Here is a 24503-nt window from a genome sequence, read left to right as displayed (position 1 = left end):
GGGGGTGGTGGGTCGTTCCCCAAGTTTTTGGACTGACACACGGCATTCGCGAGCAAGCCCGCTCCCACACTGACCGGTTCCCACAAAAGGGTTGGCGGTGTTGTTGCTTACTTGGCTGCCCAGGCGTTGAAGCGCTGCTCCAGTTGCTCGCCGTTATCCGCCCAGAAGCTCACGTCGATCTGCACCTGGTCGGCGATGTTTTCCGGCGTGGTCGGCATATCTTTCAGGATGCCTTTATCCAGCAACGGTACGGCTTGGCTATTGGCCGGGCCGTAGGCGATGTTTTCCGAATAGGTCTTCTGCTGCTGCGGTTGCACCGAGAAAGCGATGAATTTTTTCGCCGCATCCGCACGGTCCTTGGCCAGGCCTTTGGGAATGGCCCATGCATCGAAGTCGTAGATGCCGCCGTTCCACACCACCTTCAGATTGCTTTCTTTCTGCACGGCGGCGATACGGCCGTTGTAGGCCGAACTCATCACCACGTCACCCGAGGCGAGGTATTGCGGCGGCTGGGCGCCCGCTTCCCACCATTGGATGTAAGGCTTGAGTTCATCGAGCTTCTTGAACGCGCGGTCCTGGCCATCTTTGCCGGCCAGCACTTTGTAGACGTCCTTCGGTGCCACGCCGTCGGCCATCAAGGCAAATTCCAGGGTGTACTTGGCGCCTTTGCGCAAGCCGCGCTTGCCCGGGAATTGCTTCACGTCCCAGAAATCTTTCCAGCCGCCTGGCGGTGCCTTCAGCTTGTCGGCGTTGTACGCCAGCACGGTCGACCATACAAAGAAGCCCACGCCGCACGGCTGGATAGCGCCTTTCACGTAGTCCGCGCCATTGCCGAACAGTTTCGGGTCCAGCTGTTCGAACATGTCTTCGTCACAGCCACGGGACAATTCCGGCGACTCGACTTCCACCAGGTCCCAGGACACGCTCTTGGTGTCAACCATGGCTTTCACCTTGGCCATTTCGCCGTTGTACTCGCCGGCGACGATCTTGCCGTTGCCCGCGCTTTCCCACGGTGCATAGAACGCCTTGACCTGGGCCGCCTTGTTCGCGCCACCGAAGGACACGACTGTCAGGTCCGGGCCTGCCATGGCCTGGGTCGCGCCGATCAGGCCCATGGCCAGGGCGGAATACTTAAGGGATCTCAACATTGTTGTTCTCTCCACGTGCAGGGTTGGTGAAGCCAGGAGGGCGATCAATTCGCCTCTAGAAGTGGATCGAGCGCGCGAACGTGCTCGACTTGCCAGCCAATCGGTACCACGTCGCCAACGGCCAGGGCTGGGTCCAGCTCGGCAATGGGTTGTTTCACAAAAAAATCGGTCTTGCCGCAGACCTCCAGACGCACCCGAACGTGGTCGCCCAGGTAGATGAACTCCGCCACCCGTCCCGAAAAACGGTTGACGCAGCTTTCGCTGGAACCGTTGAGACTCACGCGCTCCGGCCGCACCGACAAGGTCACCGGGCCGCCGACCTGGCCCACGTTCACCGCCAGTGCCTCGACCTTCTCGCCCCGCGCCAGCTCCACCACGCAACGCTCGCCGGCGTGGCTGTGCAGACGACCATTGAGGCGGTTGTTCTCGCCGATGAAGTTGGCGACAAAGGTATTTTTCGGCTCTTCATACAACGTGCGCGGTGCGGCGATCTGCTGGATCTCGCCCTGGTGGAACACCGCCACGCGGTCAGACATGGTCAGCGCTTCGCCCTGGTCGTGGGTCACGTACACCACGGTCACGCCAAGGCGCTGGTGCAGGTGCTTGATCTCCATCTGCATGTGTTCACGCAGTTGCTTGTCGAGAGCGCCGAGGGGTTCGTCCATCAGTACCAGCTGGGGTTCGAATACCAGCGCCCGGGCCAGGGCCACGCGCTGTTGCTGGCCACCGGAGAGTTGGGCCGGGTAGCGCTGGGCGAAGGCGTCAAGCTGGACCATGCTCAGCACGCGCTTGACCCGCTCGCTGATGTCGGTCTTGCTCAAACCCCGCACCGACAGCGGAAACGCCAGGTTCTCGGCGACTGTCATGTGCGGGAACAATGCGTAGTTCTGGAACACCATGCCGATATCGCGCTTGTGCGGTGGCACGTTGTTGATGGAGCGCCCGGCCAGCAGGATCTCACCCGCGGTCGGCGTCTCGAAACCGGCAAGCATCATCAGGCTGGTGGTCTTGCCTGAACCCGAAGGCCCGAGCAAGGTGAGGAACTCGCCCTTGCGAATCTCCAGGTTGAGGTCTTTGACGATCAGGTTCTCGCCGTCGTAGCTCTTCTGCACGCCACGAAAGCTGACCAGCACATCATTTGAATCCACCTCGCTCATACCCGCACCTTTTTGTTTTGGACTGCTGTGGAACAAGCGTAGTCCAGGCGCAAGGCCCCGGAAATCGGGGGCCGGGAGAGAATCGCATCAGTCGGATGGAAGGTTGGGGGTAGGGATCGCCCTACACAGATGACGCGCACGGAACGGTGCAGCGACAAGTGGCGAGCTGCAAGCGGCAGGAGTGGGCTCGGCGGGGTTTTCGCGGTGTCGTTATCAGGTATGTGGCTATAGCAGCTTGTGCTCCATGGCGTACTTCACCAGTTCGGCCAGCGAGGTGATATTGAGTTTTTGCATCAGCCGCGCCTTGTGAGTACTGATGGTCTTGCTGCTCAGCGCCAGTTGCTGGGCGATGTCATTGACGTTGGCGCCCTGGGCCAGGCGCTCGAACACCGAAAACTCCCGCTCCGACAACAACGAATGCAAGGGCCGCGTATCGGTGAGGCCGACTTCGAACACCATGCGGTCGGCCAGGTCCGGGTCGATGTAACGCCCGCCAGCCGCCACTTTGCGGATCGCCGTGAGCAGCAGCGCCGGGTCGCTGTCCTTGGTCGCATACCCCGCCGCCCCCACCTTCAAGGCCCGGGCCGCCATCTGCGCTTCATCATGCATGGACAGCACCAGGATCGCCGGCGGGTGGTTCAGCGCCCGAATCCGCGCGATGGCTTCAAGACCATTGACGCCGGGCATCGAGATATCCAGCAACACCACCTCACAAGGGGTGTGGCGCAGGGTCTCCAGTAACTGCTCACCATTGCTCGCCTCCCCGACAACCTGAAGGTCTTTGGCCAGGCCGATCAATTGCTTGATGCCTTCCCGAACGATGGTGTGGTCTTCGGCTACCAGTACACGAATCACAGAAACTTCCTCTTGGTCCTAGGCATCCAGCGGCACCGTCACACTTAGCGTGGTGCCCTCCCCCAACGCGCTTTCCAGGTGCAGTTGCCCGCCCATGATAAGCACCCTCTCGCGCATGCCCACCAAGCCGAACGACAACGGACGGCCTTGCGCCTGGACGAACCCCACACCGTCGTCGCTGATGGTCAGCCGCAGCGCGGCACCTTCACGGGCAAGCGTCAGCTCGACAGTATGCGCCTGGGCATGGCGCATCACATTGGTCAGCGCTTCTTGCAGGATCCTAAACAGGCCGATGGCCTTGGCATCGCTGAGGATCGGCAGATTGTCCGGCACCTGAACCAGGCAAGGGATTTGTGTGCGCGCTTCAAAACGCCGTGCCTGCCATTCGATGGCCGAGGCAATGCCTGCATCGAGAATCGGCGGACGCAACGCAGTGGCCACGTCACGCACCAGCTGGAACAACTGGGCGATCAGACGTTTCATGCTGTTCAAGCGCTCGTGCAGGCCCGGGTCGAGTTGCGCATAGGCCAATTCGCACATGGAGGTTTCCAGCTTGAGCACCGTGAGCATCTGCCCGAGTTCATCGTGCACTTCCCGGGCGATACGCGCCTTTTCTTCTTCGCGTACGGTTTCCAGGTGGGCGGACAGCTCGCGCAATTGCGCTTCGCTTTGCTGCAGCGCCGCCAGCGTGCGGCGCAGCTCGGTGACGTCATTGAGGTAAACCACCAGGTACTCGGCATCGGCAAAGCGTAGAAAACTCAAGGACACCGTAGCGGGCAAGCGACTGCCATCGGCGCGCAGGCAGTCGGCGGAAAAGTTCTGCGGCCCCTCCTCATGGGCCCGGGCGCGCTTCCACAGGTTCAGCCAGCGGTCCATGTCCAGAGTGGGGTCAAAATCGCTCAACGGTCGCTCGATCAACGCCCCTGGGCCATAACCCAGCATGGTTTCAGCGGCGCGGTTGGCGTAGCGCACATGGCTGTCCCAATTGACCCACAGGATGCCGACGGTGCTTTGGTCGATGGAAAATTGCGTCAACCGCAACGCTTCGGCACCGGCGGCCCGGGCCGCGCTTTCTTCACGCGCGGCCAGCAGGCTGTGCTCCAGCAACCGTTGCTGGCGACGCAGCCAGAACACTACCGTGAGGCTGGCGAGCAGGAACAGGCCCAACAACAGGGTCAGGTTCTGCCACAGCCCCGGCGACTCCGACAGCCGTGGGTATTTGGGCTGCAACCAGCGGCTGTGCAACTGGTCCAGGTCGCGGGCCGGTATTGCGCGCAACGCGCTTTCCATGATGCCGGCCAGTTCCGGCCACTCGCGGCGCGTCGCCACCCGCAGCAGTTGCGGCAGTCCGATATCCCCCACCACCGCCAGCCCGGCGAACTCCGGTTCGGCCGACAGCCGGCTCAGTTGCGCTTCATCCACCACCGCATAACGTGCCTGCTGGCTCACCAGCAACTGCAAGGCCTGACGCTCCATGGGCACGCCTTGCAGGTTCAAGCCGGGGTAAGTACTGCGCAAGTAATCGGCCACTGCGCTGGGCATGCGCACGGCGACACGGGACTGTTCGTCGAGCTTTTCCAGCTCCACCGCGCCACCGCCTTCGCGCACGCCGACAATATGTTGAGGCACCCGCATGTAGGGGTCGGTGAACAGCCAGAGACGCAGGCCGGCCGGGGTCTGTTGCAGGCCGGGCGCGATATCGACCTCGCCCTCGCGCACCGCGTCCTCCAGTTGCTCCTGGGTGGGAAAGTTACGCCAGGTCAGTTCGATGTTCAGCGCCTTGGCCAACCACTGCATCACCTCGACATTGGCCCCCGACAAACGCTGCAAGCGACGATCGTATTGCGCATAGGGTGCCTGCAAGACCACGCCGACCCGCAGTTCCGGGTGCTGGGCCAGCCATTCACGCTGCTGGGCATTGAGGGGCGCCTGCGCGATGACAGGCGCGGGCGCAGCCGTTGCCATCAAGGCAACACACAAGCCGCCGATAACCAGCAGATAGCGAAAACCCATGATCCACGCCTCACATCACTGACAAATACTGACCAACCCTTTAGGCTGCTGGAATCACTTCTGGCCGGGAATCCACGATGCCCCATCGAAACCGTACAGCACTGCCGGCATTGTGCCTGTCTCTGCTACTGACCAGCGCGTTTTCTGCCCAGGCCGCCGACGCCCCTGCGCCTGCCGCCGAAAAACCGGTCGAGCGCCAACCCCTCCCCGAGCGCAGCCAGGAAGAAGCCAGCGCGCTGCAACGCAACATTCCGCAACAAGAGCAGCAGCAATTGCAGGCCGGCAGCGACTCATTCCTGGCCTTGTGGAAACCGGCAAACAGCGCCGAACCCGAAGGTGTGGCCATTATCGTGCCCGGCGCCGGTGAAAATGCTGACTGGCCGCAAGCAATCGGCCCGTTGCGCCGCAAATTGCCGAACGCCAACTGGGGCACCCTCAGTCTGTCGCTGCCGGATGTGAGCGTGGACACCTTGCCACCCCGCGTGATGGAGGCGCCCAAGGCCACCGTCGATACCAGCAGCAAAGAGGCGAGCACCACCGACAAACCCATCGAACAAGCCGCCAGCGCCGAAGCCGAAGGCACCGACCCGTCCGTGGTGCCGGGCACCGACGAGCAGGACAAGACCGACGCCTCGCGCATCTTCGCCCGCATCGATGCCGCCGTGGCCTTCGCCCAGACCCAGGGTGCGCGCAGCGTAGTGCTGATGGGACATGGCACCGGTGCCTGGTGGGCCGCGCGTTACTTGAGCGAAAAACAACCGTCCCAGGTGCAGAAGCTGGTCATGGTCGCGGCGAAGACGCCCGCTGGCCGTCAGCCGGATGTGCAACAACTGGCCCCCGTCCTGAAGCTACCCACGGCCGACCTGTTCTACCAGGACAGCCCCGCGTCACGCAAAGCGGCGCAGGAGCGTGCCCAGGCGGCCAAACGTGCAAAAAACGAGGGCTATAAACAGGTCACGCTCAAGGCCCTGCCCGGCAACACCGCCGCCGAGCAAGAGCAGTTGTATCGGCGGATTCGCGGCTGGTTGAGCCCCCAGGCCAGCGCCGACTGACCGTCGCTCAGCGAAAGTCGCGCCGCTCGCGAATCAATGCATAAGCATTGTGCAATTCGCGGGTGCGCTCAGTCGCCTCGCGCACTTGCGCAGGGCTGGCGCCACTGCCGGCGATCTTGTCCGGGTGATGGCGACTGAGCAACCGGCGATAAGCGCGCTTGATCACCGAAGGTTCGGTGGTGGCCGTCACCCCGAGGATGCGCAGCGCTTCCTGATAAGCCCCGCCCCGATTGGCCAATGGCTTGCGTTCCGGCGTGTAGTCGGCGGCCAGCGCCTGCAATTGCAGCGGCGTCCAACCCAGCCACTTGCCCCACAGCCCGATCAGGTCGCGCTCGGCATGGTCGACCTTGCCGTCGGCCCACGCCATCCGCCAGCACGCACGCAGCACGCCTTCCGCCGCATGGGGCTGGGCCTTGAGCACACGCAGATAGCGCCGAACCCGATCAGTGCCGGTTTTGCCACGGTTGAACGCCGCGATCGCGCGGCGCTGCGCCGACTCATTCATGTCCAATGAGCGCATTTCCTGACGGGCTTGCTGGATATGTCCGTCTGCGACCCGGCCATTGCTTTTGGCCAGGCGTCCGAGCAACACAAACAGCAATTCGTCGTTGCGCAACGCTGGACGCCCGCCCAGGCGCTCACGCAACTGCGCCCAGCTGTGCAGCTGCAAGCGGCGGTCGAGCGCCTGCCCCAGCAATGCACCCAGCATGGCCCCGGGGATACTGGCAATGGCAAACCCAGCTCCCGCGCCGATCAGCGTCCCTGGCCACAACATCCTAGTGCCCCGCTGTCAGCAGGGTTTCGACTTGCGCCAGACGCTCCAGCGTACCGACATCGATCCAGCGTCCCGTCATGTGTTCCCCCGTTACCAGACCTTTGGCCATGGCCGCCCGCAACAGCGGTGCCAGCTTGAAGGCACCTGCGCTGCAACCCGCGAACAGCTTGGGGTCGAGCACGGAAATGCCACTGAAGGTCAGGTTATCGGCACCGACGACGGCATCCTGAAGCAAACCTTGCGCAAGATAGAAATCGCCTCCCGAGGGGTGATGCGCCGGGTTATCAACCATCACCAGGTGCGCCAGTCCCTCGATAGGTTGTCGCAGACGGGCGAAGTCATAGTCGGTCCAGATATCGCCATTGACCACCAGGAAGGGCTCATCTCCCAATAGTGGCAGTGCCTGGAAAATCCCGCCGCCGGTCTCCAGCGGCTCGCCTTCCGGCGAGTAACGGATACGCAGGCCAAACTGTGCACCGTCACCCAGGTAGCTTTCAATCTGGTGGCCGAGCCACGCATGGTTGATCACGATCTCGGTAAAACCCGCCTTGGCCAGCGCCTCCAGGTGATACTCGATCAAGCGCTTGCCGCCGGCCTGCACCAACGGCTTGGGCGTGTGCAAGGTGAGCGGACGCATCCGCTCACCTTTACCAGCGGCCAGAATCATCGCCTTCATAGGCTCGCCTCGGCGGGCAGGCGCAGGCTGGCCAGCAACTCACCCAGCTCGCTCAACTCCGGACGGTCTTCCAGCACCGCTTCTATATAAGCAAAGAAGCGCGGTACGTCGGCCAGGTAACGCGGCTTGCCGTCGCGATGGCAGATACGCGCAAAAATGCCGATGACCTTGAGGTGACGCTGCACGCCCATCAGATCGCTGGCGCGCAGAAAGTCTTCGAAGTCCGCCTGCACCGGGATTCCCGCTTGCCCCGCACGCGCCCAGTAGCCGCGTTGCCATTCCCGCACACGGGCCTTCGGCCAACTGAGGAACGCATCCTTGAACAGGCAGGTGATGTCGTAGGTCACCGGGCCGTAGACTGCGTCCTGGAAATCCAGCACGCCCGGGTTCGGCTCGCTGATCATCAGGTTGCGTGGCATATAGTCGCGGTGCACCAGAACTTTCGGCTGGGCCAGGGCGCTGTCGATCAGTTGCGTGCTCACGCGTTGCCAGAGCGCCTGTTGCCGGGTATCGAACTCGATGCCCAGGTGCCGGCGCACGTACCACTCGGGAAACAATTCCAGCTCACGGCGCAACAGCGCAACGTCGTAACTGGGCAGCGGCGCGTCCATCGGCAACTGCTGGAACGCCAGCAACGCATCGATGGCATCGGCAAACAATGGATCGGCGTTTTGCTCGTCAATCACGTCCAGGTAGGTTTTCGTGCCCAGATCGTTGAGCAAAAGAAAGCCTCGCGGCAAATCTTCTGCATAAATTTGTGGAACATTTATTCCTGACTTCGCCAGCAAATGAGCGATATCGACGAAAGGTTTGCAGTTTTCCTGGGGCGGTGGCGCGTCCATCACGACGAAAGTCCGATCGCCGCCCTCCCAGCGGAAGTAACGCCTGAAACTCGCGTCACTGCTGGCCGCGGTCAATGTGGCCGGGGGTACCGCACCCCAGCCTTGAGCGTTGAAAAGGATCGGAAGTTGCTCATCCAGCCAGACTTTCAGCTGTTGTAAACGCAGATCTTGCTCGGGCATTACAAGGGTCTCCGACGGCGCTAGCCGTCAAGCGGGTCATGCTTTATTATCACGCATCTTTTTCAGACCATCGAGAGGCGTGCGGCCCACACCGCGGGCAGATGGCACGCAGGAAGCCCGGACTAATAAGATGGCATTGAAATCCCCCGCGTTTCGTAGAAAATTTCCGTTGCTGGTAACCGGCAGTCTGCTGGCCATGCAACCCTTCGCCACCTCATTCGTGGTCGCCGCGGAACAGTATGACTGCTCAGTCTCTGCTTCGGGTGCCTGGGATTGCGCGCCGAAAACCGCGGCTGCCCCGTTGCCACCGCGTCCGGTGCATGACGGTGCAGCCGTCAGCTCGACCTCCGGCACGCCATCCGGCGAGACCGGCGGCAAAGCCGAGGCCGTGCCGCAGAACACGCTGGTCACCGAATCCAAGGGCCGCGGCCTGCGTTCGCGCAGCGCCGACTACAGCCACCTGGACTGGGTACCGCGCGAGAAGCTGACCGCGGCCCAACTGGCTGAAACCGGTCCGTACTGCGGCGGTGCGTATATCGAGCCGACTCGTCCCGGCATGAACGACAAGACGAGCAAGAGCGATGCACCGACCTTTATCGGCGCCAAGGCTTCGCGCTACGAGCAGGAGCAACAGGTTGCAACCCTGGCCGGTGACGTCGTCATGCGCCAGGGCAGCATGCAGCTCGAAGCCCAGGAAGCCAGCCTGTATCAGGCCGAGAGCCGTGGCGAACTGGACGGCAACGTCCGTCTGCGCGACAACGGCGCCCTGATCGTCGGCGACCACGCCCAGGTCCAGCTGGACACCGGTGCGGCACAGATCGACAACGCCGAATACGTGCTGCACAAATCGCGCATTCGCGGTAACGCGCTGTACGCCAAGCGCGCCGAAAACGCCATCATCCGTCTCAAGGACGGTACGTACACCACGTGCGAGCCAGACAGCAACGCCTGGCAGCTCAAGGGCAACAACATCACGTTGAACCCGGCCACCGGCTTCGGTACGGCGACCAACGCGACGTTGCGGGTCAAGAACATCCCGATCCTCTACACCCCTTACATCTACTTCCCGATCGACGATCGTCGTCAATCCGGCTTCCTGCCGCCTAGCTTCAGCACCGGCGGCGAGACCGGCTTTACCTTGGTGACGCCGTACTACTTCAACCTGGCGCCGAACTACGACGCCACGTTGTACCCGCAATACATGACCAAGCGCGGCCTGTTGATGGAAGGCGAATTCCGCTACCTCACCAAGTCCAGCGAAGGCCAGGTCGGCGGCGCTTACCTGAACGACGACAACGACGAGCGCAAGCGTCAGACCGATTACGAAAAAACCCGCTACATGCTCAACTGGCAACACAAGGGCGGGCTGGATTCGCGTGTACTGACCGAGGTCGACTACACCAACATCAGCGATCCTTACTACTTCCAGGACCTCAAGTCTTTCCAGGAAGGCGTGAAGAGCAACGACTTCGTCAACCAGCAGGGTTCCGTCACCTATCGTGGCGACTCCTACCAGGCGCGACTGAACCTGCAGGCGTACCAGCTGGCGACGATTTCCCAGATCACCCCGTATGACCGGCTGCCGCAGATCACCTTCAATGGCACCCTGCCGTACCATCCGGGTGGGTTCAACTTCTCGTACGAAACCGAAGCCGTACGCTTCGAGCGCGATCTGGAGAACGGCACCTTCACCGACGAAAACGGCCTGGTATCGCCGCGCCTGGACACCTACGTGACCGGCCTGACCCGTGCCAACGGTACGCGCCTGAACGTTGCCCCGGCTGTTGAATATCCGATGAACTGGACCTACGGCTTCGTGACGCCGAAGCTCAAGTACGTCTACACCAAGTACGACCTGGACCTGGACAGCATCGGCAAGAACCAGATCATCGCGGCGCAGGCGGCTTCGACCGCCGCCAACCCGTATGCCGGTGGCAGCTTCAGCAGCTCCCAGGACCGTGCAGTTCCCGTCGCCAGCATCGACAGCGGCCTGTATTTCGACCGCGATACCAACTGGTTCGGCACCAACTATCGCCAGACCCTCGAGCCTCGCGCGTTCTACCTGTACGTGCCGAACAAGGACCAGAGCGACATTCCGGTGTTCGACACCAGCGAATACTCGTTCAGCTACGCGTCGCTGTTCCGCGACAACCGCTTCAGCGGCAACGACCGTATCGGTGACGAGAACAAGCTGTCCCTGGGCTTGACCAGCCGCTGGATCGAAGACAACGGCTTCGAACGTCAGCGGGCGTCGATAGGCCAGGCGTTGTACTTCAAGGACCGCCAGGTGCAGTTGCCGGGCATCCTCGCCGCCGACCGCGCCGACGCCAACACCGACGTTTCGCCGGTGGCCCTGGACTACGAGTTCCGTTTCAACCGCGACTGGCGCGCCACCGCCGACTACAACTGGGACACCGAGAACCACAGTCCTCGTTCCGGCAGCGCGATGCTTCACTATCAGCCGGAAGACAACCCGAACAAGATCATCAACGTCGGTTACCGCTATCGTAACGACCAGGTGGTCTACAACCAGCTGACCGGCAAATGGCAGTTCGGTGGTGACTACGGCAAGCCAGGCGACGAGAACTTCGTGAAGGATTACTACAAAATCCAGCAACACGACTTCTCGATGATGTGGCCGATCATTCCACAATGGAACCTGATCACCCGCTGGCAGTATGACTACGCACGCAACCGTACACTGGAGGCCTTCGGTGGCTTCGAGTACGACAACTGCTGCTGGAAACTTCGCGTGATCAACCGTTATTGGGTTTCCAACGACGAATACACTCAGATCGCCCCGTTGAACGAAAAGGGTGACCACGGGCTCTTCTTCCAGATCGTCCTCAAAGGACTCGGCGGCCTGACCGGCGCCAAGGTAGAGAGCTTCCTCGACAAAGGCATTGAAGGTTATCGTGAACGTGAAGACCAAGCTTTCTGATTGTCTGCGCCCGCTCGTACTGGGCGCGCTGTTCCTGGGGACCGCATCGGCACACGCTGCGGTTCAACAGCTGGATAAAGTAGTGGCCATCGTCGACAACGACGTGATCATGCAAAGCCAGCTGGACCAACGGGTCAAGGAAGTTCAGCAAACCATCGCCAAACGTGGCGGCGGCGTACCTCCGACCAGCGTCCTGGACCAACAGGTGCTGGAGCGTCTGATCGTCGAGAACCTGCAACTGCAGATCGGTGATCGCTCCGGTATCCGTATCTCGGATGAAGAGCTCAACCAGGCGGTCGGCACCATCGCCCAGCGCAACAACATGAGCATCGACCAGTTCCGTGCGGCCTTGGCCCATGACGGTTTGTCCTATGAGGACGCCCGTGACCAGATCCGCCGTGAAATGATCATCAGCCGTGTGCGTCAGCGCCGCGTGGCAGAGCGGGTTCAGGTTTCAGAGCAGGAAGTGAAGAACTTCCTGGCGTCGGACCTGGGCAAGATGCAGCTTTCCGAAGAACTGCACCTGGCCAATATCCTGATCCCGACCCCGGACAGCGCCAACTCCGAGCAGCTCAACGCAGCCGCCGCCAAAACCCAGGCTGTCTATGACCGCCTGAAGGCGGGTGCCGACTTTGCCCAGACGGCCATTGCCGTGTCCGGCAGTGACAACGCCCTCGAAGGCGGTGACATGGGCTGGCGTAAAGCCGCTCAACTGCCACCTCCGTTCGACCGTGAACTGAGCGCGATGGAAGTCGGCGGCATCACTCAACCAGCGCGTACGCCAGGCGGCTTCATCATTCTGAAGTTGCTGGAGCGTCGTGGCGGCGAGACCTCGCTGAAAGACGAAGTGCACGTCCGTCATATCCTGGTCAAACCGAGCGAAATCCGCACTGAAGCGCAAACCAAGGAACTGGCCCAGAAGATCTACGACCGCATCGAAAGCGGTGAAGACTTCGCCACCCTGGCCAAGAGTTTCTCGGAAGACCCGGGTTCGGCGCTCAATGGCGGCGACCTGAACTGGATCGATCCGAAAGCCTTGGTGCCAGAATTCCAACAAGTGATGGCCTCCACGCCACAGGGCGTGCTGTCCAAGCCGTTCAAGACCCAATATGGCTGGCACGTGCTGGAAGTCCTTGGCCGTCGCGCCACCGACAACACCGCTCAGGCTCGTGAGCAGCAAGCCCTGAACGTACTGCGTAACCGCAAGTACGATGAAGAGCTGCAAACCTGGTTGCGTCAGATCCGTGACGAAGCCTATGTAGAGAACAAGCTGCCAGGCGCCGAGCAAACAGGCACCGACCAGGCAGCCCAGTGAAACCCCAGCGTTTCGCGGTGACACCCGGCGAGCCGGCCGGCATTGGTCCAGACCTGTGCCTGCTGCTCGCCTCACAGCCCCAGCCACACCCCCTGATTGCCATTACCAGCCGCGACCTGCTCATCGAGCGGGCCGCGCAGTTGGGTGTGGTCGTCGATCTACTGGAGGTGGCGCCTGGCAACTGGCCCGACCTGCCGGCACCGGCGGGCAGCCTGTATGTGTGGGATACCCCGCTCGCGACCCACGTGGTTGCCGGGCAACTGGACAAGGCCAACGCCGCATTTGTGCTGGAAACCCTGACCCGTGCCGGTCAAGGCTGCATCGACGGCGACTTCGCCGGGATGATCACCGCCCCGGTGCACAAGGGCGTGATCAACGAATCCGGCATCGCCTTCTCCGGCCACACCGAATTCCTCGCCGAGCTGACCCACACCGCCCAAGTGGTGATGATGCTGGCGACGCGCGGCTTGCGCGTCGCGCTGGTCACTACGCACCTGCCATTACGCGATATTGCAGATGCGATCACCGTCGAGCGCCTGGAGCGCGTAACGCGCATCCTGCACGCGGATCTGCAACAGAAGTTCGGCATCGCCCACCCGCGCATCCTGGTTTGTGGGCTCAACCCCCATGCCGGCGAAGGCGGCCACCTGGGCCATGAAGAAATCGACATCATCGAACCTACCCTGGAGCGTCTGCGCCAGGAGGGCATGGACCTGCGCGGCCCATTGCCTGCAGACACTCTGTTTACCCCCAAATATCTGGAGCACTGCGACGCAGTGCTGGCTATGTACCATGACCAGGGGCTGCCGGTGCTTAAATACAAAGGCTTTGGCGCCGCCGTCAACGTGACACTGGGCCTGCCGATCATCCGCACCTCCGTCGACCATGGCACCGCCCTGGATCTGGCGGGCAGCGGCAAGATCGATACCGGCAGCCTGCACGTGGCCCTGGAAACCGCCTATCAGATGGCCGAGACCCGTATATGACCGAGCATTACCAACACCGGGCGCGCAAGCGCTTCGGACAGAATTTCCTGCACGACGCTGGCGTGATCGACCGCATCCTGCGCTCCATCCATGCCAAACCCGAAGACCGTCTGCTGGAAATCGGTCCAGGCCAGGGCGCGCTGACCCAGGGCCTGCTGGCCAGCGGTGCCCAGCTGGACGTGGTTGAGCTGGACAAGGACCTGGTCCCGATCCTCAATCAGCAGTTCGCCGGCCAATCCAATTTCAACCTGCACCAGGGCGACGCGCTGAAGTTCGACTTCAACACGCTCAATGCCGCGCCCAACAGCCTGCGGGTCGTCGGCAACCTGCCGTACAACATCTCCACACCGTTGATCTTCCACCTGCTGAACAACGCCGGGATCATCCGCGACATGCACTTCATGCTGCAAAAAGAAGTGGTGGAGCGCTTGGCGGCTGGGCCTGGCGGTGGCGATTGGGGCCGTCTGTCGATCATGGTTCAGTACCATTGCCGCGTCGAACACCTGTTCAACGTTGGCCCCGGTGCTTTCAACCCGCCGCCGAAAGTCGATTCGGCCATCGTGCGCCTGGTGCCTCACGCCGTGCTGCCACACCCGGCCAAGGACCATCGCCTGCTGGAGCGAGTGGTGCGTGAAGCCTTCAACCAACGCCGCAAGACCCTGCGCAATACGCTCAAGGCCTTGCTGACCAATGCCGAAATCGAAGCCGCCGGCGTGGATGGCAGCCTGCGCCCCGAGCAATTGGACCTGGCCGCGTTCGTGCGCCTGGCTGACCAGCTTGCCATCAAGCCTGCGCCAGCCGCCGAGTGAATGTGTCGGAGCCGGCTGGCCGGCGATGCATGCGCCGCGGAACATCCGTCAGCGCGCGTTGATGCAATCGCAGGCAAGCCAGCTCCCACATGTCTGGCCTAGTGCCCGGCTGATGGCCTAGACTGACTCGCATCTGCTGTCCTTCGCTTTTGCTTTTAAGGCCCCTTGCATGTCCGATCCTCGCTACCAGATCGACGTCAGCGTCGTCACCCGCTTCCTGGCGGACCAGTCCCAACCCGAACACAACCGTTTCGCCTTTGCCTACACCATCACGGTGAAAAACAACGGGCTGGTGCCGGCCAAGCTGCTGTCGCGCCACTGGGTGATCACCGATGGTGACGGTCAGGTCGAAGAAGTCCGTGGCGCAGGCGTCGTCGGCCAACAGCCGTTGATAGACAGCGGCGCCAGCCACACCTACAGCAGCGGCACGGTCATGACCTCCAAGGTCGGCACCATGCAGGGCTCCTACCAGATGAAAGCCACCGACGGCCAACTGTTCGACGCGATCATCGCGCCCTTCCGCCTCGCCGTGCCGGGAGCCCTGCACTGATGGCGACCTATGCGGTCGGCGACCTGCAAGGCTGCCTGGCGCCACTCAAGTGCCTGCTCGAGCGTGTCGCCTTCGACCCGGCAAAGGATCGCTTGTGGTTAGTGGGCGACCTGGTCAACCGCGGCCCCGAATCCCTCGAGACCTTGCGCTACTTATATAGCCTGCGTGATTCCCTGGTGTGCGTTCTGGGCAACCATGATCTGCACCTGCTGGCCACCGGCAACAAGATCGAGCGCCTGAAAAAGGGTGACACCCTGCGGGAAATCCTCGAGGCGCCAGACCGTGCCGAGCTGCTCGACTGGTTGCGCCGTCAAAAACTCATGCACTACGACGAAGCTCGCAATATGGCACTGGTCCACGCCGGCATCCCGCCGCAGTGGACGCTGAAGAAAGCCCTCAAGTGCGCCGCCGAAGTCGAAAGTGCCCTGGCCGATGACAATCTGTACACCGCTTACCTCGACGGCATGTACGGTAACGAACCGGTGAAGTGGGACAACGACCTCAGCGGCGTCGCGCGCCTGCGTGTGATCACCAACTATTTCACGCGCATGCGTTTCTGCACGGCCGAAGGCAAGCTGGACCTCAAGAGCAAGGAAGGCGCCGAAACCGCGCTGCCCGGCTACAAACCCTGGTTTGCCCACAAGGAACGCAAGACCCGCGACACGAAGATCGTCTTCGGCCACTGGGCAGCGCTTGAAGGCAAATGCGACGAGCCCGGGGTGTTCGCCCTCGACACAGGCTGCGTGTGGGGCGGCGCCATGACCCTGATGAACATCGACACCGGCGAGCGTCACAGCTGCCAGTGTGAATCGACCCTTCCCGTTACACTGCCGGCCACTGCCAAGTCCTAGGAGCCCGCCATGAGCGAATTCAAACGTATCCCCCCCGAACAAGCCCAGGCCCTGCGCGAGCAAGGCGCGGTGGTGGTTGATATCCGCGACCAGCCGACCTATGCCGCTGCGCACATCACCGGCGCCAAGCACCTGGATAACGTCAACATCGCCGATTTCATCCGTGCCGCCGACCTTGACGCGCCGCTGATCGTGGCCTGCTACCACGGCAACTCCAGCCAGAACGCGGCAGCCTATCTGGTCAGCCAGGGTTTCTCCGACGTCTATAGCCTGGACGGTGGCTTCGAACTGTGGCGTACGACCTATCCGACAGAAATTGCCTCCGGCGATTCGCAATAATTTTTTTCACACCCCGCTATCCCGCATGACGCTTGGCCTAGCGCCGTTTCTGACGAACGGCGCAGCCAAACTAATTGCGTATCGCGCCTTGACCTCCCGGATTCCGAACTATCCTTAAGTGCAGGCCATCCGAATCAGGGGAGAGCCGGTACACCGGCGTACGGGTCATCGGTAGCGTTTCAGGATGTTCTGGGGGGAAAACGGCCATTGGCGATCGTCAATGACTGCCAGCATCGACTGATTGATCCGGCGTCGGCTCCACGTATCGAGCGAGGTGACGACGTCATGAGCATTTTTAGCCACTTCCAACAACGCTTCGAGTCCACACGGCAGGAAGAACTCACACTTCAAGAGTATCTCGAGCTGTGCAAACAGGACCGCAGCGCCTACGCGTCCGCCGCCGAACGCCTGCTGCTGGCCATCGGTGAACCGGAACTGGTGGACACCTCCAACAATTCGCGCCTGTCGCGAATCTTCTCCAACAAGGTGATCCGCCGCTACCCGGCCTTTGAAGACTTCCACGGCATGGAAGAGTGCATCGACCAGATCGTGTCCTACTTCCGGCATGCCGCCCAGGGCCTGGAAGAGAAGAAACAGATCCTCTACCTGCTCGGCCCCGTCGGCGGCGGTAAATCGTCCCTGGCCGAAAAGCTCAAACAACTGATCGAGAAGGTGCCCTTTTACGCCATCAAGGGCTCTCCGGTCTTCGAATCACCTTTGGGGCTGTTCAACGCCACGGAAGATGGCGCGATCCTCGAGGAAGACTTCGGCATCCCGCGGCGTTACCTCAACACCATCATGTCGCCCTGGGCCACCAAGCGCCTGGCCGAGTTCGGTGGGGACATCAGCCAGTTCCGCGTGGTGAAGCTCTACCCATCGATCCTCAACCAGATCGGTGTGGCCAAGACCGAACCGGGCGACGAGAACAACCAGGACATTTCGGCACTGGTGGGCAAGGTCGATATCCGCAAGCTCGAGGAGTTCCCACAGAACGACGCCGACGCCTACAGCTACTCGGGCGCGCTGTGCCGCGCCAACCAGGGCCTGATGGAATTCGTGGAGATGTTCAAGGCCCCGATCAAGGTACTGCACCCACTGCTCACGGCCACCCAGGAAGGTAACTACAACAGCACCGAAGGCCTGGGCGCGATTCCGTTCACGGGGATCCTGCTGGCCCACTCCAACGAATCGGAATGGCACACCTTCCGCAACAACAAGAACAACGAGGCCTTCATCGACCGCATCTACATCGTCAAGGTGCCGTACTGCCTGCGGGTCAGCGACGAAATCAAGATTTACGACAAACTGCTGTTCAACAGCTCGCTGGCCAAGGCCCACTGCGCCCCCGACACCCTGAAGATGCTGGCCCAGTTCACCGTGCTGTCGCGACTCAAGGAACCGGAAAACTCGAATATCTATTCGAAAATGCGTGTGTATGACGGCGAAAACCTCAAGGACACCGACCCCAAGGCCAAGTCGATCCAGGAATACCGCGACACCGCCGGTGTGGATGAGGGTATGAACGGCCTGTCGACACGCTTTGCGTTCAAGATCCTGTCCAAGGTTTTCAACTTCGACCCCCACGAGGTCGCCGCCAACCCCGTGCACCTGCTCTACGTGCTGGAACAGCAGATCGAGCAGGAACAATTCCAGGCCGAAACCCGTGAGCGCTACCTGCGCTTCCTCAAGGAGTACCTGGCGCCGCGCTACATCGAGTTCATCGGCAAGGAAATCCAGACCGCGTACCTGGAGTCCTACAGCGAGTACGGCCAGAACATCTTCGACCGCTACGTGCTGTATGCGGACTTCTGGATTCAGGACCAGGAGTACCGCGACCCGGAAACCGGCGAAATCCTCAACCGCGTCGCCCTCAACGAGGAACTGGAAAAGATCGAAAAACCCGCCGGCATCAGCAATCCGAAGGATTTCCGCAACGAAATCGTCAACTTCGTACTGCGCGCCCGCGCCAACAACAACGGCAAGAACCCTACCTGGCTCAGCTACGAGAAGCTGCGGGTGGTCATCGAGAAGAAAATGTTCTCCAACACCGAGGATCTGCTGCCCGTCATCAGCTTCAATGCCAAGGCCAGCAAGGAGGACCAGCAAAAACACAACGATTTCGTTACACGGATGGTCGAGCGCGGCTACACCGACAAACAGGTACGACTGCTTTCCGAGTGGTACCTACGGGTGCGCAAATCGCAGTAAGGCAGCGACGGGCGTGAACTGCCAGGCCACTGGCCTGGCAGCTGACCGCTTGTCTCTAAGCTTCCAGCTCGCGGCTTGAAGCTTGTAACGTGAAGCTGCCCGGAGGGCTCCCCATGAGCTATGTGATCGACCGACGCCTCAATGGCAAGAACAAGAGCACGGTGAACCGCCAGCGGTTCCTGCGGCGTTACCGTGACCACATCAAAAAGGCCGTCGAAGAGGCCGTCAGCCGCCGGTCCATCACCGACATGGAACACGGCGAACAAATCAGCATTCCCGGACGGGACATCGACGAACCGGTGCTGCACCACGGGCGCGGCGGCAAGCAAACCGTCGTGCATCCGGGCAACAAGGAATTCACCACCGGCGAACATATCCAGCGCCCACAGGGCGGTGGCGGCGGCAAAGGCCCGGGCAAGGCCGGCAATTCCGGCGAGGGTATGGACGAATTCGTGTTCCAGATCACCCAGGAGGAATTCCTGGAGTTCATGTTCGAAGACCTGGAACTGCCCAACCTGGTCAAGCGCAACCTGACCGGAACCGACACCTTCAAGACGGTGCGCGCGGGGATCAGCAACGAGGGCAACCCCTCCCGCATCAACATCATCCGCACCCTGCGTTCGGCTCACGCTCGGCGTATCGCCCTGTCGGGCAGCAGCCGCGCCAAACTGAAGGAGGCCAAGGAAGAACTTGCTCGCCTGAAGCGCGAAGAACCGGACAACTTCGGCGATATTCAGGAAATCGAAGCTGAAATCGAGAAGCTCAGCGCGCGCATACATCGCGTACCGTTCCTCGACACCTTCGACTTGAAGTACAACCTGCTGGTCAAGCAACCCAACCCCAGCTCCAAGGCCGTAATGTTCTGCCTGATGGACGTGTCCGGTTCGATGACCCAGGCCACCAAGGACATAGCCAAGCGCTTCTTTATCCTGTTGTATCTGTTCCTGAAGCGAAACTACGACAAGATCGACGTGGTGTTCATCCGCCATCACACCAGCGCCCGGGAAGTGGACGAAGAAGAGTTCTTCTATTCAAGGGAAACCGGCGGCACCATCGTATCCAGCGCCCTGAAGCTGATGCAGGAGATCATGGCCGAGCGCTACCCGGCCAACGAGTGGAACATCTACGCCGCCCAGGCTTCGGACGGTGACAACTGGAACGACGATTCGCCGATTTGCCGCGACATCCTGATCAACCAGATCATGCCGTTCGTGCAGTACTACACTTACGTCGAAATCACCCCCCGTGAGCATCAGGCCCTGTGGTTCGAATACGAACGCATCGGCGAAGCCTTTGCCGACACATTCGCCCAGCAGCAACTGGTCTCGGCCGGCGATATCTACCCGGTCTTCCGTGAACTCTTCCAGCGCAGGTTAGTGACATGACCGCCAAAAAAGAGAACAAGCGCCAACCCATTTCAACGGGTTCCGAGTGGACCTTTGAATTGATCCAGGCCTATGACCGCGAAATCAGCCGCATTGCGGCGGGTTATGCCCTGGACACCTACCCCAACCAGATCGAAGTGATCACCGCCGAACAGATGATGGACGCCTATGCCTCGGTGGGCATGCCCCTGGGCTACCACCACTGGTCCTACGGCAAACACTTTCTCAGCACCGAGAAATCCTACACCCGGGGCCAAATGGGCCTGGCCTACGAAATCGTCATCAACTCCGACCCGTGCATCGCCTACCTGATGGAAGAAAACACCATCTGCATGCAGGCCCTGGTAGTGGCCCATGCCTGCTATGGGCATAACAGCTTCTTCAAGGGCAACTACCTGTTTCGCACCTGGACCGATGCCAGTTCGATCATCGATTACCTGGTATTCGCCAAGCAGTACATCATGCAGTGCGAGGAGCGCCACGGCATCGACGCGGTGGAGGACCTGCTCGACTCCTGCCATGCCCTGATGAACTACGGCGTCGACCGCTACAAGCGCCCTTATCCGATTTCCGCCGAGGAAGAACGCCTGCGCCAGAAGGAGCGTGAGGAACACCTGCAAAAGCAGATCAACGACCTGTGGCGCACCATTCCCAAACGCGCCGGCAAAAACAACGACAAGGACAATGCACGCTTCCCCGCCGAACCCCAGGAAAACATCCTGTACTTCCTGGAAAAGCACGCCCCTCTGCTGGAGCCATGGCAACGGGAAATCGTGCGCATCGTGCGCAAGATCGCGCAGTACTTTTATCCACAGCGCCAGACCCAGGTCATGAACGAAGGCTGGGCGACGTTCTGGCACTACACGCTGATGAACGACCTGTATGACGAAGGGCTGGTCACCGACGGCTTCATGATGGAGTTCCTGACCTCCCACACCAGCGTGGTGTTCCAGCCCGGCTTCGACAGCCCGTACTACAACGGCATCAATCCCTACGCACTGGGTTTTGCCATGTACCGCGACATCCGGCGCATGTGCGAACACCCCACCGAAGAGGATCGCCGCTGGTTTCCGGAAATCGCCGGCAGCGACTGGCTGTCCACCATCAAATTCGCCATGAGCAGCTTCAAGGACGAGAGTTTTATCCTGCAGTACCTGTCGCCGCAGGTCATCCGCGACCTCAAGTTGTTCAGCATTCTGGATGACGACTTGAAAGATGACCTGGTGGTACCGGCCATCCATGATGAACCGGGCTATCGCACCATCCGCGAAACCCTGGCAGCCCAATACAACCTGGGCAACCGCGAACCCAACATCCAGATCTACAGCATCGATGTGCGTGGGGACCGCTCACTGACCCTGCGTCACCAGCAGCACGATCGCAAACCGTTGGGCGAATCCACCGAAGAAGTACTCAAACACCTGCATCGGCTATGGGGCTTCGACATCCATCTGGAAACCCTGCAGGGCGAACAGGTGATGAAAACCCATCACGTACCGCCGCGCAGCGATCACAACGACAACGACTACGGCCGCCTGGACCTGGCCGTCGTTCATCTCTGAAACAGCAAAGCCTCCATTGGCCAGGCTCAGGCGGTATCCTGTGCCGCTAATGGAGGCTTTTTCATGAAAATCTACAAAGTCGGCGGTGCGGTACGGGATCGTCTTTTGGGCATTCCGGTCACCGATATCGACCGCGTGGTGGTCGGCGCGACGGCTGACGAGATGCTGACCAAGGGTTACAAACCGGTTGGCGCTGACTTCCCGGTGTTTCTGGACCCCAAAAACGGCGATGAATATGCCCTCGCCCGCACTGAACGCAAGAGTGGCCGGGGTTATGGCGGCTTTGTGTTCCATGCCAGTCCCGAGGTCACGCTGGAGGAAGACCTGATTCGCCGTGATCTGACCATCAATGCGATGGCGGAGGACGATGACGGCAACCTGACCGATCCTTATCAAGGTCAGCATGATCTTGAAGCTCGTATTTTGCGCCACGTTTCACCGGCATTTGCCGAAGATCCGCTGCGAGTACTGCGCGTTGCACGTTTCGCTGCGCGTTACGCTTCCCTGGGTTTCAGGGTCGCGCCGGAAACGCTGGCGTTGATGCGCCAGCTCAGTGAGTCCGGCGAACTTGAAGCCCTGACACCTGAACGCAGTTGGAAGGAAATTTCCCGCGCTCTGATGGAAGATCAGCCACAGGTATTCATCCAGGTACTGCGCGACTGCGGCGCACTGAAAACCTTGATGCCGGAAGTGGACGCCCTGTTCGGTGTACCGCAGCCCGAGGCCCATCACCCTGAAATCGACACCGGCATACACACCTTGAGCGTGCTGGAACAGGCGGCCTTGTACCAACAACCACTGAGCGTACGCTGGGCCTGCCTGTTGCACGACTTGGGCAAAGGCCTGACGCCTGTGGATAAGTTGCCCCGGCACATTGCCCACGAGTTCAAGGGCCTCAAACTGATCAAGGCGGTCAACGAACGTTTCAAGGTGCCGAAAGACTGCCAGGAATTAGCGTTGCTGGTGGGCGAATATCACACTCACGGCCATCGTGCCCTGGAGCTGAAAGCCTCGACATTGCTGGAGTTGTTGCAGAGTTTCGATGTGTACCGTCGCCCGCAGCGCTTTGAAGAATTTGTGGTGGCGTGCGAGATGGACGCCCGGGGCCGCAAAGGTCTGGAGCAAAGAAGTTATCCACAAGCGGATTACTTGCGCGGCGCGGCGAAGGCGGCGCGCGAAGTCGCCGTAGCACCGCTGCTGGAGAAAGGCTTCAAAGGCCCGGAGCTAGGCGAGGCGCTCAAGCGCGAACGGCTCAAGGCACTGAAAACCTACAAAGAACACCACGCACTGTAGGAGCCCGGCTTGCCTGCGATAGCAACCTCAGGTACGCCATCGCTGGCAAGCCGAGCGTCTAAAGGAACGTGTTCGGCGTGAGCGGCTGCCCCTGCCATTCAAATGCGACAGGCGCCAGCACCTGGTCAATCTGCGCATCGCGCCACAGTTCGGCCAGCGTCTTACCGACTTCAGGATGCACGCGCTCGGGCGCCATCAGCGACAGCGGCCAGAGCACAAACGCGTTCTTGAGGATTTCTGCACGGGGCAGAATCAGTCCGTCGAAATTACCCACCAGATCGCCATACAGCAGCACATCGATATCCAGCGGCAACCCTTTACGGTCCGGCGCGTAGCGGCCATTGTCGGCCTCGATGAATTTCAGCCGACGATCCAGCTCCCTCAGTGGCAAGTCGGTGTAGGCCGACACCACCAGATTGAAGAACGGGCCACTCTTGATGCCAACCGGCTGGCTTTCGAACACCGCCGAACAGCGCATATCCGTCAAGAAACCGGCCAGCGCATCCAGGCCGGCACGCAGATGCGCCTCGCGCTCGATGTTGCTGCCAAGGCCGAGGTAAACCTGAGTTAGCGGCATCCGCGCTCGATCTCCACGCCCACGCCCTTGGCAGCCGGCACGGCTCCAGGCTTGGTCAATTTGAGGTGCAGCCAGGGGATCTGGAACTCGCTCATCAGCACTTCGGCCAAACGCTCGGCGAAGGTTTCCACCAACTGGAACCGGGACTGCTCGGCAAAGGCCTGGATGCGCGCGGATACGCTGGCGTAATCCAGCGCCAGGCTCAGGTCATCGCCGGCCGCCGCCGGACGGTTATCCCAGGCGAAGCTCAGGTCCAGACGCAAGCATTGCCGGATCCCGCGCTCCCAGTCGTAGGCTCCGATCACGGTGTCGACTTCCAGGCCCTCGATAAACACTCTGTCCAAGCACTCTTCTCCGCTGCACGACAAGGGCGCGATGCCCCGTTAGAATCAGGGCACCCTCGCCCGGAATAGTTAGCATGTTTTGGTCACTGGCGATTTTCGCCTACCTGCTTGGCTCGCTCTCCTTCGCCATCGTGCTCAGCCGCCTCACGGGAAATCCCGACCCGCGAATGAGTGGCTCAGGCAATGCCGGCGCCACCAATATGTTGCGCCTGGCGGGCAAAAAGCTCGCCGTACTGACGTTGCTCGGCGATGTTTGCAAAGGCCTTTTGCCCGTGCTGATCGCCAGCCTCGCCGGTCTGCCCCTGCAACAACAGGCCTGGGTGGGCGTGTGCGCCGTCCTGGGCCATCTGTTTCCGCTGTATTTCCGCTTTCGCGGCGGTAAAGGTGTCGCCACGGCAGCTGGCATGCTGCTGGGAATCTACCCACCGGCAGCGTTGCTGGCCGTGCTTGCCTGGCTGCTGACGTTCTACCTGACCCGCACCAGCTCACTGGCTGCACTGATCGCCACGCCGCTGACCCTGCCGCTGCTCGCCTGGCAGGAACCGGCAGCACTGTTGCCGATGAGCGTACTGACACTGCTGATCGTGTGGCGCCACCGCGGCAATTTACGCGACCTGTTTGCCGGGCGCGAACGGCATTTTTAAA

22 protein-coding genes are annotated in these 24503 nt (G+C 61.1%); 13 read left to right on the top strand and 9 right to left on the bottom strand.

Going from position 1 to position 24503, the window contains the following annotated elements; translation table 11 throughout:
* Window positions 1-107: 107 nt before the first annotated feature.
* The 4 genes from ACW9IB_RS18290 to ACW9IB_RS18275 form a co-directional block, all read right to left on the bottom strand.
* On the bottom strand, window positions 108-1148 hold the full coding sequence (locus tag ACW9IB_RS18290; RefSeq protein WP_457366742.1) for an ABC transporter substrate-binding protein: 1041 nt from the start codon (window positions 1146-1148) through the stop codon (window positions 108-110).
* A gap of 44 nt (window positions 1149-1192) precedes the next feature.
* Window positions 1193-2305 (bottom strand): ABC transporter ATP-binding protein, encoded by a 1113-nt coding sequence (locus ACW9IB_RS18285; protein ID WP_457414800.1) that lies wholly within the window; start codon window positions 2303-2305, stop codon window positions 1193-1195.
* Between the two features lie 225 nt (window positions 2306-2530).
* A complete protein-coding gene (locus ACW9IB_RS18280; RefSeq protein WP_457366740.1) occupies window positions 2531-3160 on the bottom strand; it encodes a response regulator in 630 nt (209 codons plus the stop codon).
* A gap of 18 nt (window positions 3161-3178) precedes the next feature.
* Window positions 3179-5173, bottom strand: a complete 1995-nt coding sequence (locus ACW9IB_RS18275) for a histidine kinase (RefSeq protein ID WP_457366739.1) — start codon at window positions 5171-5173, stop codon at window positions 3179-3181.
* Window positions 5174-5250: 77 nt separating this feature from the next.
* Here ACW9IB_RS18275 and ACW9IB_RS18270 point away from each other — a divergent pair, with 77 nt between their 5' ends.
* Window positions 5251-6225 (top strand): alpha/beta hydrolase family protein, encoded by a 975-nt coding sequence (locus tag ACW9IB_RS18270; protein WP_457414799.1) that lies wholly within the window; start codon window positions 5251-5253, stop codon window positions 6223-6225.
* Window positions 6226-6232: 7 nt separating this feature from the next.
* Here ACW9IB_RS18270 and ACW9IB_RS18265 read toward each other — a convergent pair whose 3' ends face one another.
* Genes ACW9IB_RS18265 through ACW9IB_RS18255 form a run of 3 tightly spaced genes read right to left on the bottom strand, consistent with a single transcriptional unit; the run spans window position 6233 to window position 8698 of the window.
* Window positions 6233-7000 (bottom strand): TerB family tellurite resistance protein, encoded by a 768-nt coding sequence (locus ACW9IB_RS18265; RefSeq protein WP_457414797.1) that lies wholly within the window; start codon window positions 6998-7000, stop codon window positions 6233-6235.
* A 1-nt stretch (window position 7001) separates the two neighbouring features.
* Window positions 7002-7676 (bottom strand): N-acetylmuramate alpha-1-phosphate uridylyltransferase MurU, encoded by a 675-nt coding sequence (murU, locus tag ACW9IB_RS18260; protein WP_457414795.1) that lies wholly within the window; start codon window positions 7674-7676, stop codon window positions 7002-7004.
* A complete protein-coding gene (locus ACW9IB_RS18255) occupies window positions 7673-8698 on the bottom strand; it encodes an aminoglycoside phosphotransferase family protein (protein WP_457414794.1) in 1026 nt (341 codons plus the stop codon). The genes murU and ACW9IB_RS18255 overlap by 4 nt, the downstream gene beginning before the upstream one ends.
* 130 nt (window positions 8699-8828) lie before the next feature.
* Between ACW9IB_RS18255 and ACW9IB_RS18250 the strand changes: the two genes are divergently transcribed.
* From ACW9IB_RS18250 to ACW9IB_RS18200, 11 genes are all read left to right on the top strand, one after another.
* The gene (locus tag ACW9IB_RS18250; protein ID WP_457414792.1) at window positions 8829-11639 is read left to right on the top strand and encodes an LPS-assembly protein LptD; all 2811 of its coding nucleotides are present in this window, start codon (window positions 8829-8831) and stop codon (window positions 11637-11639) included.
* Window positions 11614-12954 carry a peptidylprolyl isomerase gene (locus ACW9IB_RS18245; protein ID WP_457366733.1) on the top strand — a complete coding sequence of 447 codons (1341 nt, stop codon included), beginning with the start codon at window positions 11614-11616 and terminating at the stop codon, window positions 12952-12954. Before ACW9IB_RS18250 ends, ACW9IB_RS18245 begins: the two co-directional genes overlap by 26 nt.
* Window positions 12951-13940 carry a 4-hydroxythreonine-4-phosphate dehydrogenase PdxA gene (gene pdxA, locus ACW9IB_RS18240; RefSeq protein ID WP_457366732.1) on the top strand — a complete coding sequence of 330 codons (990 nt, stop codon included), beginning with the start codon at window positions 12951-12953 and terminating at the stop codon, window positions 13938-13940. The genes ACW9IB_RS18245 and pdxA overlap by 4 nt, the downstream gene beginning before the upstream one ends.
* Complete coding sequence (gene rsmA, locus ACW9IB_RS18235; protein ID WP_457366731.1) at window positions 13937-14749, top strand: 16S rRNA (adenine(1518)-N(6)/adenine(1519)-N(6))-dimethyltransferase RsmA; 813 nt, start codon at window positions 13937-13939, stop codon at window positions 14747-14749. Before pdxA ends, rsmA begins: the two co-directional genes overlap by 4 nt.
* A gap of 169 nt (window positions 14750-14918) precedes the next feature.
* Window positions 14919-15299 (top strand): Co2+/Mg2+ efflux protein ApaG, encoded by a 381-nt coding sequence (apaG, locus tag ACW9IB_RS18230; protein ID WP_061434361.1) that lies wholly within the window; start codon window positions 14919-14921, stop codon window positions 15297-15299.
* Window positions 15299-16150: a symmetrical bis(5'-nucleosyl)-tetraphosphatase gene (locus tag ACW9IB_RS18225; RefSeq protein WP_457414790.1), complete on the top strand. Its 852-nt coding sequence runs from the start codon at window positions 15299-15301 to the stop codon at window positions 16148-16150. The genes apaG and ACW9IB_RS18225 overlap by 1 nt, the downstream gene beginning before the upstream one ends.
* 9 nt (window positions 16151-16159) lie before the next feature.
* Complete coding sequence (gene glpE / locus ACW9IB_RS18220) at window positions 16160-16489, top strand: thiosulfate sulfurtransferase GlpE (RefSeq protein ID WP_457366729.1); 330 nt, start codon at window positions 16160-16162, stop codon at window positions 16487-16489.
* Between the two features lie 285 nt (window positions 16490-16774).
* A complete protein-coding gene (locus ACW9IB_RS18215; protein WP_457366728.1) occupies window positions 16775-18697 on the top strand; it encodes a PrkA family serine protein kinase in 1923 nt (640 codons plus the stop codon).
* Window positions 18698-18810: 113 nt separating this feature from the next.
* Window positions 18811-20082 carry a YeaH/YhbH family protein gene (locus tag ACW9IB_RS18210; protein WP_016977872.1) on the top strand — a complete coding sequence of 424 codons (1272 nt, stop codon included), beginning with the start codon at window positions 18811-18813 and terminating at the stop codon, window positions 20080-20082.
* Window positions 20079-21644 carry a SpoVR family protein gene (locus ACW9IB_RS18205; RefSeq protein WP_457366727.1) on the top strand — a complete coding sequence of 522 codons (1566 nt, stop codon included), beginning with the start codon at window positions 20079-20081 and terminating at the stop codon, window positions 21642-21644. The genes ACW9IB_RS18210 and ACW9IB_RS18205 overlap by 4 nt, the downstream gene beginning before the upstream one ends.
* Window positions 21645-21707: 63 nt before the next feature.
* On the top strand, window positions 21708-22937 hold the full coding sequence (locus ACW9IB_RS18200) for a multifunctional CCA addition/repair protein (protein ID WP_457414788.1): 1230 nt from the start codon (window positions 21708-21710) through the stop codon (window positions 22935-22937).
* Window positions 22938-22995: 58 nt separating this feature from the next.
* On the opposite strand, the gene folK is transcribed toward ACW9IB_RS18200, so the two are convergent.
* Together folK and folB are read right to left on the bottom strand one after the other, a co-directional pair.
* Window positions 22996-23514 (bottom strand): 2-amino-4-hydroxy-6-hydroxymethyldihydropteridine diphosphokinase, encoded by a 519-nt coding sequence (gene folK, locus ACW9IB_RS18195; RefSeq protein ID WP_457414786.1) that lies wholly within the window; start codon window positions 23512-23514, stop codon window positions 22996-22998.
* Window positions 23505-23858, bottom strand: coding sequence for a dihydroneopterin aldolase (gene folB / locus ACW9IB_RS18190; RefSeq protein ID WP_457414784.1), 354 nt, complete (start codon window positions 23856-23858; stop codon window positions 23505-23507). The genes folK and folB overlap by 10 nt, the downstream gene beginning before the upstream one ends.
* Window positions 23859-23932: 74 nt before the next feature.
* Here folB and plsY point away from each other — a divergent pair, with 74 nt between their 5' ends.
* Window positions 23933-24502 carry a glycerol-3-phosphate 1-O-acyltransferase PlsY gene (gene plsY, locus ACW9IB_RS18185; protein WP_457414782.1) on the top strand — a complete coding sequence of 190 codons (570 nt, stop codon included), beginning with the start codon at window positions 23933-23935 and terminating at the stop codon, window positions 24500-24502.
* The last annotated feature ends 1 nt before the right edge of the window (window position 24503 follow it).

It is taken from the genome of Pseudomonas sp. SDO524_S393 (assembly GCF_054071875.1).
The sequence above is the reverse complement of the archived record's forward strand: the minus strand, read 5'-3'. Positions and strand labels throughout refer to the sequence as shown.